Origin of the sequence: Marivirga atlantica (assembly GCF_016734805.1) — a bacterium.
Lineage (GTDB): Bacteria > Bacteroidota > Bacteroidia > Cytophagales > Cyclobacteriaceae > Marivirga > Marivirga atlantica.
The window spans coordinates 1442573-1455788 of the sequence record NZ_JAERQG010000001.1; the positions used below are offsets into that span (position 1 = coordinate 1442573).

Consider the following 13216-nt stretch of genomic DNA (forward strand, 5'->3'; position numbering starts at 1 on the left):
TCATGAGAGCTGGCTTTTTTTATGTCTTTTCAGATAGGATTTTTCCAGTCTATCGAGAAGTTCATCATAAGGTCCTCTAGGTGTCAGGGTTTTTAAAAGAATAGGCGTGCTCTCAACTATAATGAATAGGAGCGTAATAAAGAATACTGCCCACCATAAAGTGGATGACCTGCTGCTGAGTCTGTTTAAAGCATGTAATTGTGCAGCAGGCCCATTGGCCATAGGCTGCTGTATATTTTCTATGGCCATGGCTGATGCATTTCTTAAGCTGTCTTTTTGATTTTGCAGCTTTAAAAACTGCCTGTCATGATATTCCTTAAATTCGGAAAGCTCTTGCTGATACGCCTGAAGGTTAGCTTTCTTTACTTCGTAGATGGGGCCTAAGTTTCTCTTTCCACTTCCACCTGTACCATCAGCTTCTTGTTGAGCCGTTTTGACTAATTCGTCTCTTTTGTTTGTTTTAACTGCAAGCTCGCCACCCAATTGATCTTCTTTGAGTTCTATAAGTTGTAGTTCACTTTTTAGTTGTTGATTGATACTATCTGTTTGCTGCTGTGTTATTTCACGTCTGATTAGAGTAAGTTCATCAGTTATTTCCTGCTCAAATATTTTAAGCTCTAAAGGCTTGGCAATAACCAAAGAAAGCATGCAGGCCAAAATCAATCTGGGAATGATGCTCCATAAGTTCATCTTCAGCGATTCATATTTACGGATGCTGGAAATAATGTACCTGTCCAGGTTAAAAATCATTAGGCCCCAAAACAGCCCTATTATGATGGGAATTAAATAGGAGTTAAATACTATCATTAAGGTGTAGGTGGCAGCAATGCATGCAAATAATCCTGTAAAGAAAACTGAGGCTCCAATGCCTACAAACTTGTTTTTCTCTGAAGGGCACTCTTCCAATAATGGCTGATGTACGCCTGAGCAGAACAAAAAGAATTTCGAAACTTTATTCATACCTGATTAATATGACGATATACAAATCAAGTAAGGTGCCATTCATGAAAACTCGCTTTAAATAACCTAAAAGAGTTCTCTAAACTTGGGTGTGTTCGAAAATAGTACATGACAATTAAAGATTTGAACAGTACCTCTACTCTTATTTTCTTTACAAATTATTCATTCAAACTTGCTTTCTTAACTTAAGTCAATGCATGCAAAAGCTTTCATGAACAATTTTGAACTACTAAAAAAAAATCAAAAAAGTGATGAAAGTAATTTTAACAACTATTTTTTGCGTTGCTGTCTTTGTTCAAATTTCAGCACAAAATTATACGCAAACAGTTAGAGGAATCGTGATGGATGAGGTTACTAAAGAACCTCTGGTTGGTGCTTCTGTTTATGTAATGGATTCCGATCCTTTAAAAGGAGATGCTACTGATGTAGATGGAACATTTAGAATAGATAGTGTTTCAGTAGGCAGAATAGGACTTTTAGTTTCCTACATTGGTTACCAAAGCAAGAGTATTGGAAATATCGAATTGAACTCCGCAAAAGAAGTAGTTTTAGAAATTGAATTAGCGGAATCTGCAGAAAAACTAAACGAGGTAGTAATAAAAGCACCAAGTGATAATTCTGTTCTTAACGATTTTGCTTTGGTGGGTGCTAAATCAATTTCACCTGAAGAAACCTCACGATATGCAGGCGGTTTTAATGATCCTTCTAAAATAGCTTCGAATTTTGCCGGAGTGTCAAGTGCTCCTGATGGTGGCAACGAAATTGTTATAAGAGGAAACTCCCCAAAGTATATACAGTGGAGGTTAGAGGGGAATGAAATTACTAATCCAAATCATTTTGGAGACCAGAATGCGATAAGTGGTATAGTTGGGGCTCTGAACAATAATATTTTAGCAAAGTCAGATTTCTATATGGCAGCCTTTCCTTCAGAGTTTGGCAATGCTTTATCTGGAATTTATGATGTTAGAATCAGAAAAGGAAATAACGAAAAGTTTGAGGGTATTTTAGGACTAGGGCTTTTAGGTACTGATCTAACCCTGGAAGGTCCTTTTAAAAAAGGATATAAAGGGTCTTATCTTATAAACTACAGATATTCTACAATTGGTTTGGCCAATGAATTAAATTTAGTGGAGGTTGATGGAGCGAATCTAAATTTTCAAGATGCTACCTATAAAATGTGGCTACCAACAGATAAGATGGGCGCTTTCTCAATTTATGGCTTGCAAGGGAAAAGTGGTTTTACCTTTGAAGATGTTGACCCGGCTACTTGGGTAACTCCGGGAGAAGATTTTATACAGTCAGAGGTGACTAAGGATTTTGAGAAAGATGCTTCTCTTTTCAATACAGGATTAAACCACTTCATTAGTATTGGTAAAAAGGCAATTGTAGAATCAAGCTTATCGTACTCTTCTGAAGGTATTAAAGATAGAGTTTTTGAAAATATATATACCGATGATGAAACTGAGCAGAGGCTTCAATTTCAAACGGACTTATTTAAACGTGTTTATCGTTTAAATTCCATATTTACGTATAAAGTTAATGCAAAGCATAATTTCAGGGCTGGGTTAAGATACTCTATATCTGAACAAGACTTAACTCAAAGTAGCTTAAATGAAACTAATCAAAGAACATACCTGGCAGATTTTAATGAAAGTATAGAAAGTTTACAATCCTTTGCATCATGGAAGTATTCTCCCAATAACCAATTATCTTTTGTAGCCGGATTGCACAACAATAATATTCTGTTCAACAATAAAAACACTCTTGAACCTCGTTTATCAGCGCAATATTTGTTTAATGATAGGTTAGAATTAAACCTTGGTTATGGCAACCATAGTAAAATGGAAAGTATTCATAATTACTTTACTATAATTTTGGATGACGAAGGTAGAAGAACTTATCCCAACTTAGACTTAGGCCTACTTAGAGCTAACCACTATGTAGCCAGCCTTAAATCATACATTACTGATGGTATTCAGTTAAGTACAGAAATTTATTATCAGCAACTCTATAACATACCTGTTGAAAATAGTATAAGCAGTTCTTACTCAACTTTAAATGAAGGCTTAGAGTTGAATTATGTTGATTTAGTTAATGAAGGGACAGGCGAAAATTATGGAGTAGAAATAAACTTAGAACGGTTTATGAGAAGGGGATTCTACTTTTTACTTAATGCCAGTTTGTATGAGTCAAATTACACTGCATTGGATGGTGTAAAAAGAAATACACGTTTTAACGGAAATTACCTTGTGAATTTACTGGCAGGGAAAGAGTTTGAAGGTTGGGGTAGAAAAAACAATCAAATATTTGGCGTAAACTTTAAAACGCATTTAGGAGGTGGCAGGCATATAATTCCCTTATTAAGAGATGGAGAGGGTAGGTTAGATGTCGACCCTGAAAATGGCCAGATATATGATTATTCGAGAGCTTATGAGACAAAATTGGACGATATTGTCAATGTAGTACTAAGTTTGAGTTATAAATGGAATAAACGAAGTACAACACACGAGTTATTTCTAAACATTGATAATATAACTAATAATAGGGCTAGGCTTACTGAGTTTTATGACACAAGTGCTGAAAATGGAATAGGCAATGAAAGACAGGTAGGGATAGTGCCAAATGTCTTATACCGTTTCTATTTTTAGCTTATGCCTGTTTATTCTTTTCATGAATTCTTTTACGTAACCTGCTTAATGATTCAGGCTTTATTCCTAAAAACGAAGCCAGCTGTACCTGAGGAACTCTGTTCAATAGCGTAGGTCTTGTTTCCATTAAATTTTGGTAACGTTCTTCTGGGGAAGAAGAGATGAATTTAGTCCATTCTTGCTTTTCTTTCCCAGATTTTTCCTTTGCTACTTCAATAATTATGGCATCTAACCTCGGTACTAATTTTCTAAGCTCTTCTTCAAAATTTTCAGTACTTATAGTGAGAATACAATTTTCAATACATTCTAAATAGTGCTTTGAGGCAAATCCTTTTCCCTGATCTGTATAAGACGTGATTTTATCGCCTTCAGTATAAAATGCTGTTGATTTTTCTTCACCATCTATTATCACAAATTCTCTGACACAACCGGATAGCACCATGTAACAATATTTCGGGATTTCACCTTCTTTTAAAAGTAAGGAACCCTTCTTATAATCCTTCAAAATCGTGTTTTCAGCAATAATCTCAACTTCTTCTCCCGTCAGTACCTGCATCTGCCCGAGAAAATTCTTCAAAATATCAGTGTTGCTCATCTCTAAAATAATCTTGTTCTATTTTAACACGAACATAGTAATATCTTGGCATTAAGCGAGGCATGATTTTTAATTTCTCAAAAGTCATACCTGGCGGAAACAATAATTTTTAAGGATGCCAATACATCCTTAAAAATTTAATAACAAACATTGCTCGTTTTAAAGATGAAATGCCACCAAATTTATTGCTCAATTTCTCATGAAGGTTATTTCGCTACATACTGACTTACAACTGCTACAGGAAATGCAGAAAGGTAATGAGAAGGCTATGCGCCTGCTATTTGAGCGTTATTATGTAGCACTATGTCGATTTGCCTATCAATATTTAAAAGATAAAGATCTTGCAGAGGAGGTTGTTGCAGATGTATTTATGCATTTATGGCAAAAACGAAATAAGTTATCTATCACTAAATCCATAAAGGCATACCTATACAAATGTGTTATTCACAAAAGCCTAAATGAAATTCGAAAGAATAAAATTGAGTTTACAACAGATGAACTAGATATAGATAAGGCTCATCATACAACTCCTGAACTTCAAATGATCGATGCTGAAAATCAAGTAGGTATAGAGAAAATGCTAGGGATACTATCTGAACCAGTTAAGGTTGTTTTTCTTCTTCATCGTGAGGATGGTTTTTCGTATAAAGAAATTGCAGAACTACTTCAAATTTCTGTTAAAACAGTAGAGGCTCATATGGGTAAAGCCTTGAAACTCTTAAGAGAAAATCTTAAAAACACCTCATTTGATATGTTAATTAAGAGTTAATGACTTTTTTTACTTCTTAATATTTAATTAACACGATTTTATAAGGGTAGCTTTCTTATTTTTGTGTCCTAAACACAAATGAGTTATCCAATGTCTCAAGAAATAACAGACGAATTTTTGGCGCGTTACTTTGCACGAGAAACCAACCCGGTTGAAGATGCAGTAATTGAAAAGTGGGCGGCTGATAATATCAGTAATTATGAGCAATTTCATGAAGCCAAACAGGCATGGAATCAAAGCTTTCGACTAAATACACCAGAATTTTCCTCAGATCAATCTTTTCATAAAGTGAGTGATTTCATATATCAGGAGAATCAAAGAAGTAAATCAAATAAATGGAGGTTTAGGTTTGCCGCGGCCATCGCATTAATGATTCTTACAAGTGCCCTATTATATATAATACAAACCAACCAGAATGGTTTTGTTACTCAAACCACCGCTTTTGGTGAAAGACTAGAAGTTAAATTGTCTGATGGTTCATTAGTTATATTAAATGTAGGTAGTAGCATTACTTATCCAAAACATTTTGATGACGATATAAGAGAGGTTGTTTTAAGTGGGGAAGCTTTTTTCAAAGTAAAAAGAGATGAAAGCAAACCTTTTATTATACAATCTGCCGGTCTTCAAACCAAAGTACTGGGAACATCTTTCAATATAGAGGCCTACGAAGGTCAAAAACAGATAGTGACTGTTGCCACGGGAAAAGTATCTGTTAGCACTTCTGATGCTAAAGTATTCTTAGAACCTCATCAGCAGGCCATTTTTGAAAATGAGCATCTCTCAAAAAGTAAGGCGGATTTAAATGATGTGTTGGCTTGGCAAACAGGTACAATGAATTTCAAGAATACCTCATTAGAGCAGGTAATTGTGGAGCTTGAGAGATGGTATTATATGGATATAACAATCAAAAATTCCTCTATAGCAAATTGTGTTTTTACCGGACAGTTTAAAAATGAGAAGCTGTTAAATGTACTTGAAGTCTTAAAAGAAGCTTTGGGTATTTCTTATGAAGTGAAATCGAACAGAATATATATAAACGGAAAAGGATGTAACAATCAAAAATAAAAAAGAGGGCGCGGCAACGCCCTCTTCCAATTAATAGTCATCGGCAAATGACTATCACATTTTATCAAAACCCTATAGTTCTAACAAAACATTCAAAATTATGAAAAAAAAGTTACTAAGGCGTATAATTATGCTTAGCAAATTCACACTTTACGGCCTTTTTACGGTAACACTGCTCAGTAGCACGCTTTGGGCCAAAAATGGAAATGCTCAAAATGTAAAGTCAGTAGAGGTTTCTCTCCAAAAAAGATTTGAAAGTGTAGAAGCACTCTTGCGGTCAATTGAATCCGAAACAGATTTTACTTTTACTTATAGCAGCGATCGGGTAAAGCTAAATCAACCCATTGAATTAAGAAAATCAGACGCTACGGTTGCTGATATTCTTTATGAGGTTTCTGAAAAAGCAAACTTAAAATTTCGTCAAATTAACCAAAGTATTGTGGTAAGTCCTCATAATCACAAATCACCAGCTGTTATTAAAAAGGCAGAAGCCTGGGGGATTATTACCGGGCAAGTGCTTGATGCTGCAACCAATGAACCTTTACCAGGTGCAAGCATAACTGTTGCAGGTAGTAATAATGGTACCGTTACTGATTTGCAAGGTGAGTTTTCTTTAATTGCGCAAATCGATGTTAAGCAACTCGAGGTTCGTTACTTAGGATTCGAAACCAAGCTGATTGAGGTGGAGGTTAAAGAAAGTGATATTGTGCAGGTAGAGAATATATTGATGAAACCAAGTACGGTCTCATTAAATGAAGTGATTGCTTATGGTAATCTTGAAGGACAGCAGAAAGCGTTAAATCAACAGAAGAATGCTGATAATATCAAAAATGTTGTAGCTGCTGATCAAATTGGTAGGTTTCCGGATCCTAACGTTGCTGAGGCTTTACAAAGGATTCCTGGAGCAAACATTGAGCGTGATCAAGGTGAAGGTAGGTATGTTTTGGTGAGAGGATTAGCTCCTCAGTTTACTAATATAAATATTAATGGTGAACAGGTTCCATCTCCTGAATCAGGTGTTAGGTTTGTAGCGCTTGATGCTATTCCTGCGGATCAACTAGCTTCTATTGAGGTAACAAAAGCGCTTACTCCGGATATGGATGGTGATGCTATTGGTGGTTCAGTAAATTTGATTACGAGAACAGCTAAATCGGCTAATCCAAGTATTAATGGAACACTAATCGGAGGCTATAATGCCCTTATGCAAAAGCCAAACGGGCAAGCATCACTTCAATACGGTCAAAGATTTGGTGACAAACAACAGCTAGGTTTACTTATCAATACAAGCCATTATTATACTGATAGGGGATCGGATAACTGGGAAAGAGATGGAAGCGAATTTGAGCTGAGAGATTATGCTCTTGAAAGAAGTAGGTCGGCAATAAGTGGTACGTTAGATTATAATGTAAGTCCTAATAGTAACTTATACTTCAGAGCCATTTACAATAATTTTCAAGATAGAGAACAAAGAAGAACATTTCTATTTGTAGCTAATGAAGATAATTCTCCTTTTGAAGATGCTGAAATTGAAAGAGCTAGTAAAGATAGGTTAGAAAAGCAGATTGTAACCAGTTTTAATTTGGGTGGTAAGCATACTTTTCCGTCCCTTATGCTAGACTATGAAGTTGCCTATGCGGAAGCTTATCAAGATACACCATTTGACTTTGAACCAGTATTCAAAGCCGAAGTTGATAACATACTTTTAGACTTTGACAGCAATCCTTTATTTCCTGAATTTGCGGTTGAAGGTGCTGACTATTTGGATAATACAATTTATGAATTTGATGAAGTTGAGTTCGGAAATACTTTCGCTATAGACATCAACAAAACTGCGAAGTTAAATTTAGGAATTCCTTTTCAACTGGGTAATTCAGATGGTTTAATTAAACTAGGTGGTAAAGTAAGGCTTAAGGAAAAGTCTTTAGATATCACACAAAATGTTTACAGCTGGGAAGGAGATGAAGTTAGCTTTGATGGCTTAGAAGGTGATTTTACATTAGAAAAGTTTGAAGGCGGATTACTTGATAACAGCTTTTTAGATAACAAATATGCCATTAACCGCAATATTGATGTTAGCAGGTTTACTGATTTCTTTAACCAAAACAGGAATGGCTTCAAACTAGAGGTAGATGACAAAATAGTCGCAGAATCTGTTGAGTCATATACAGCTACAGAAGATGTTTATGCTGCCTATCTAATGGGTAAAATACAGTTTAATAAGCTAATGGCTTTAGCAGGTGTTCGTTATGAAACTACCAATGTAACCTATGAATCTCAGGCGGCAGTTTTCGATATAGAAGGTGACTTAAATCGTATCGATCCTGTAAATGGGGGCGTAACTTATGATTTCATTCTGCCTCAGGCACATCTTAAATATCAGCTTAATCCATTAACTAATATTCGTTTGGCTGCTACTGCTAGTTATTCTAGGCCAAATTTTGAGGACATCGTTCCATCGCAGGAAATAGAGCTCAACGCGAGGGAAGGAAGTATTGGTAATCCGGAATTAGCACCAGTATCAGCTATCAACCTGGATTTAATGGTTGAACACTATTTTGGCACAGTAGGAATCATCTCGGGAGGAGTTTTTCATAAACAGCTTAATGATTTTATTTATACACAAAGATTCGATTCAACGATCAATGATGTAAACGTTGTGTTAAATCAATCTCAGAATGGAGAGTCCGCTTCATTAACAGGTGTAGAACTAGCCTATCAACAGAATTTTACATTTCTACCGGGTATCTGGAGAGGTCTTGGCATATATGCTAACTATACTTATACAAATTCTGAAGCAAGCATTCTCAATAGAGAAGAAGGTTCAGGGACTGAGAATATCCGATTGCCAGGTCAGGCCGCTCATGTTGGTAACCTCTCACTTTCTTACGACTACAAGAAGTTGAATTTGAGAATTTCCTCAAACTTCAATGGTTCTTATTTAGCAGAATTAGGTGATGATGCATCTGAAGACGTTTTTGTGAAAGAGCGTTTACAGCTTGATTTATCTGCGGCTTATCGTTTTAACAATAAATTCCAGGTTTTTGCTGAAATGATGAACCTTACCAATCAACCATATGAAGTTTATCTAGGAGAAGAGGACCACTATATTCAGCGTGAATTCTATTCATGGTGGTCAAGAATCGGTTTAAAATTCAATCTTTAATAGAAACTTATAATGAAGACTTTATATAAAATATTTATTCCAATATTTCTTTTAACTGCTTTTACAGCTTGTGTAGAACAAGATTTTGTAGAACCTAAAGATGCTGAGGAGGATTCCCTCTTCGTTTTACTGCTCGATGCAAATGAGGGTGGTACTTATGAATCTGAAACTGATTATAAACTCGAAATTAAGTTTGAAGATTACATAGGTGAGTTGCCCGATGATGAAATAGTACTTAGCTATCAGCTAACTGATGCTTCGGGATTTGATATTGGAGATGGTGACAATCAACTAAACATTAAAGAAGTTATTTATGAAATAGATGATTGTAATGAAGGAGAGTTAGCATATACTTTCAATAACGGAGAAGGTACTATTTCCATTACGCCTGATGCTGAAATAGGTATGCCAGAGTCATTTGAAGTGGTTTTCAACCTGCCATTTAATACCGTTATTGAAGACGGAGAAGAGGAAGAAGAAGCTATTTTTAATGACGATATTGAGAATGAAGAAAGGCCATCATTTAGCTTCGAAGTAACGGGGATTAGTTCTTCCAATGAAAGAATTCAATTCAGCCCAATTACCACCTTTGAATTTGAGTTATTAGATGATGAAACCATCACTACAGAGTGGGTATTAGATATTTCTGATGAAGCCGTTTTCAATGGTTTCAAAGAGGCTTTTTCACCAGTAAGTGCTGAATTTTCCGAACTTGTATACGAGGAAATAAGCGAGATCAAATTCGAATTTGAATACGAAGAAATGGCTATTAAAATTGAATTAGTGGAAGAAGAGGAGGATGAATGTGAAGCTGGTGAGTTCGAGGCTATAGAGGTCGAAATAGAGGCAGAATTTGAAGCAGAGGATGGTGAATTAGTTTTGGAAGGTAGCTACTTTGTTTTTAATGAAGATGATGGAGAACCTGAAGAAGAACTTGATTTTATTCTAGAGGCCGGTTACAGCATATCCGTTCAAAATGAAACCTTAATTATTCAAATCAATTCATTGATTGATGAAGATAATTATGGTGAGGAAGCTTTTTACAGAAATGAAAATGGAGCGTATTCATTCACTTTAGTAAAAGATTAATACGCAATCCTTGTCCTTTAATTAGCAGCACTTCTTTCTTAATTCTAAATCGATAGAAAGAAGTGCTCATTTATAATCTTAAAAGCACTTGCTGTGCTCAATCAAACAATAATAAAAGATGAAATTAAATAATACGACACTTTTTATAATATCCGGCTTTTTAGTACTTACTGCTTGTAACATATCCAAGAAAGAGACTTCAAATGAAAATGAGAATAAGCAAATAGCGATAATTGAGCCTGATTATGTGACTGAAAAAGTTGCTTATGATACAGATGATCCTGCCATTTGGTATAATGAGGAGGATCCATCTGCTAGTTTAATAATTGGTACTGACAAAGGCGATGACAATACCCTTGGTGGACTATATGTATTTAATTTACATGGTCAAATTGATCGAGAGAAGAGCATCACTAATCTTGAAAGACCTAATAATGTTGATATAGCCTATGATTTTATTTACCAAGGTGATACAATTGATATTGCTGTCTGTACAGAGCGTTTCAGAAATGCTATAAGAGTATTCCGACTACCAGAATTAACACCAATAGACGCTGGCGGTATTAAAGTTTTTGAAGGAGATTCACTGAATGCACCTATGGGTATTGCATTATATACGCAACCGAGTGATGGTAAAATATTTGCCATTGTAGGAAGAAAAGAAGGGCCAAAGGAAGGCTATTTCTGGCAGTATCAACTAACAAATAACGACAATGATGAAGTTGTTGGAGAAGTTGTAAGGAAATTTGGAAACTGGAGCGGTATAAAGGAGATAGAGGCCATAGCCGTAGATGATCAATTAGGTTATGTTTACTATTCAGATGAACATGTGGGCATAAGAAAGCAGTTTGTGAATCCTGATTCTTCAAATGTTGAGCTTGCATTATTCGGTAAAGACAACTTCGGAGATGATCGAGAAGGAATTTCAATTTATCCTACTGGTGAGAAAACCGGTTATATTTTAGTGTCAGATCAGGGTAGTAATGAATTTCATGTGTTTGATAGATCTGGCAATCATGATTTAATTGCTGAACTACCTTTCAGTACTATGGACAGCGATGGTAGTGAGTCCAGTAATAAGAATTTTGGTCAAGAATTTCCTAAAGGGATTTTTGTAGCCATGTCAACTGATAAGACATTCCATATTTATGACTGGCGAAAAATACAAAGGGCGATTGATGAAAGATAATTGTTTGTTTTAATAGTGCGGTTGCAAAGAAAAGCCAGCATTTCGCTGGCTTTTTATTTAATCGTTCACCAGGGCCAGTAAAGGTATTTTAGTATGAAAGATCAACGACTTACTTTCACTTCTTCCGAATAGCTTTTGGAATAGTCCTTTTTTTCTTGGTGCCACTACAAGCATGTCAATAGCTTCTTGCTCCATGAATTTGTGGAGGCCTATTTCAACATTTTCATCCTTTATGAAATGAAATTGGTGTGGAATGTCTTTCAGGTGATGATAAAGCTCTTTTGCCTCCGCTGACTTCTTAGTATCAAGAATAGGTTCTTTGCTAATATGTATTAGGTGTAGCTTAGCCCCGAATGTCATGTCCACATCTTTAAGGGCAATAATAGCATCAGGAGTTAATCCCTTATAGTCGTTAGATACTGCCATGTTTTCGATCTTGCCATAACTGGCGTTTTGTGGTATCACTAAAACTGGTGCTACAGCAGACTGAATGATCCTGTGTGCATTGCTACCTAGCACTACTTCGTCTACTCCGCTGGCACCTAGTGTACCCATCACAATTAAATCCACTTTCTTTTCATCACAGAATTCTTCAACAGCATCCTTCAAAAAAGTAGCTTTGAGGGACGTCTTATAGTCCAGTTGTTTTAATAAGGGTACCTGCTCTTCAAGTTCGCTGAACTCCTTTTTAATATGCTCTTCTACCTCATTAGCTTCAAGACCTGGCCCAAAGCTGATGTTGATGTCAGAATAGGCAAGGGGTAAGGTGTATGCATTGAGAATGGTAAGTTTGGGTTTAGTGCTCATGTCAAGTGCGAAATGAACAGCGAAATCCAAGGCGTTAATAGCGCATGGTGAAAAATCTGTCGGTATTAAGATGTGCTTAATCATGGCTACGAAGTTTAAGTTTTATCTTCCTTTTATACCACTAAAGCTACATTAATACCAACATCTTACTTATGACATCTGTGGCCAGAAATTATGATTTATGTCAGGTTCTGATTTTTACTTATTTATGCATCAGTAGCATAAATGAAATGATTAGTATTTTTTAAAAGTTCACAGTTATCTATCATGAAAGCCTTTGCCTTCCATAATTTTAGGAATACATTTTTCTATTCGAGAAACTCTGGTTGATGCTTGTTTTGCCTGCGTGATATGCAATAAATAACTACGTTGCTTACCAGGCGTAAGGGCTTCAAAAGCTTCTTTTAAAGTAGGATCATCATTGAAGAAGTCTACCAACTCTTCTGGTAAATCCATATTTCTAACTTCAGGTTTTGGCTCAGGTTTTATTCCAGCTTTCTCCAATTCGATGGCTTCATGTATATAAGCCAGAAGTATGTCCTGTTTATTTTCAATTTGTTTTGCATCGGTAAAGCGAATAACCCTGTCGTTTTGAGTATTAGGTCCTGGCTTTTCTAAAAGCCCTGCTTCATCTTTTAGTAAAGACCCTTTCATAAAGCTGATGGAAGCATGAGGCTTAAAGGCGCTTATCATGGTTACATTTGCACCCTTGTGCGTATAGCATGGCACACCCCATTTAATTTCTTCAGTAAGCCCGGTGGAAAGCACAATTTTTCTGAGCGTTTGTAACTCCTTGCTCCATAGGTGTACTTTACATTCCGGTGTAGCAAAGAGCGAACAACGGCCACAACCATCTTTTAAATATTCATCAACAGAGGTGATTTTCATGCTATGAATTTATAAAAAAATAAGATACTTAAATTTAATGAGA

The 13216-nt window shown here is 35.9% G+C and carries 10 protein-coding genes; 6 read left to right on the forward strand and 4 right to left on the reverse strand.

Going from position 1 to position 13216, the window contains the following annotated elements:
- A complete protein-coding gene (locus JKP34_RS06505; RefSeq protein WP_201918905.1) occupies window positions 1–960 on the reverse strand; it encodes a DUF4407 domain-containing protein in 960 nt (319 codons plus the stop codon).
- 251 nt (window positions 961–1211) lie between these two features.
- Here JKP34_RS06505 and JKP34_RS06510 point away from each other — a divergent pair, with 251 nt between their 5' ends.
- A complete protein-coding gene (locus JKP34_RS06510; protein WP_201918907.1) occupies window positions 1212–3608 on the forward strand; it encodes a TonB-dependent receptor in 2397 nt (798 codons plus the stop codon).
- A gap of 1 nt (window position 3609) precedes the next feature.
- Here the strand turns inward: JKP34_RS06510 and JKP34_RS06515 are convergent, their stop codons facing one another.
- Window positions 3610–4185: a Crp/Fnr family transcriptional regulator gene (locus JKP34_RS06515; protein ID WP_201918909.1), complete on the reverse strand. Its 576-nt coding sequence runs from the start codon at window positions 4183–4185 to the stop codon at window positions 3610–3612.
- A gap of 217 nt (window positions 4186–4402) precedes the next feature.
- Between JKP34_RS06515 and JKP34_RS06520 the strand changes: the two genes are divergently transcribed.
- The 5 genes from JKP34_RS06520 (at window position 4403) to JKP34_RS06540 (ending at window position 11478) form a co-directional block, all read left to right on the forward strand.
- On the forward strand, window positions 4403–4972 hold the full coding sequence (locus tag JKP34_RS06520; protein ID WP_201918911.1) for an RNA polymerase sigma-70 factor: 570 nt from the start codon (window positions 4403–4405) through the stop codon (window positions 4970–4972).
- Window positions 4973–5062: 90 nt separating this feature from the next.
- The gene (locus tag JKP34_RS06525) at window positions 5063–6037 is read left to right on the forward strand and encodes a FecR family protein (RefSeq protein WP_236664905.1); all 975 of its coding nucleotides are present in this window, start codon (window positions 5063–5065) and stop codon (window positions 6035–6037) included.
- A 100-nt stretch (window positions 6038–6137) separates the two neighbouring features.
- Window positions 6138–9200 (forward strand): TonB-dependent receptor, encoded by a 3063-nt coding sequence (locus JKP34_RS06530; RefSeq protein WP_201918915.1) that lies wholly within the window; start codon window positions 6138–6140, stop codon window positions 9198–9200.
- 12 nt (window positions 9201–9212) lie between these two features.
- Window positions 9213–10289, forward strand: coding sequence for a hypothetical protein (locus JKP34_RS06535; protein ID WP_201918916.1), 1077 nt, complete (start codon window positions 9213–9215; stop codon window positions 10287–10289).
- Between the two features lie 118 nt (window positions 10290–10407).
- Window positions 10408–11478, forward strand: a complete 1071-nt coding sequence (locus JKP34_RS06540; protein ID WP_201918917.1) for a phytase — start codon at window positions 10408–10410, stop codon at window positions 11476–11478.
- 57 nt (window positions 11479–11535) lie between these two features.
- On the opposite strand, the gene JKP34_RS06545 is transcribed toward JKP34_RS06540, so the two are convergent.
- Window positions 11536–12369 (reverse strand): universal stress protein, encoded by an 834-nt coding sequence (locus JKP34_RS06545; RefSeq protein WP_201918918.1) that lies wholly within the window; start codon window positions 12367–12369, stop codon window positions 11536–11538.
- A 174-nt stretch (window positions 12370–12543) separates the two neighbouring features.
- A complete protein-coding gene (locus JKP34_RS06550; RefSeq protein ID WP_201918919.1) occupies window positions 12544–13173 on the reverse strand; it encodes a YdeI/OmpD-associated family protein in 630 nt (209 codons plus the stop codon).
- Between the last annotated feature and the right edge of the window lie 43 nt (window positions 13174–13216).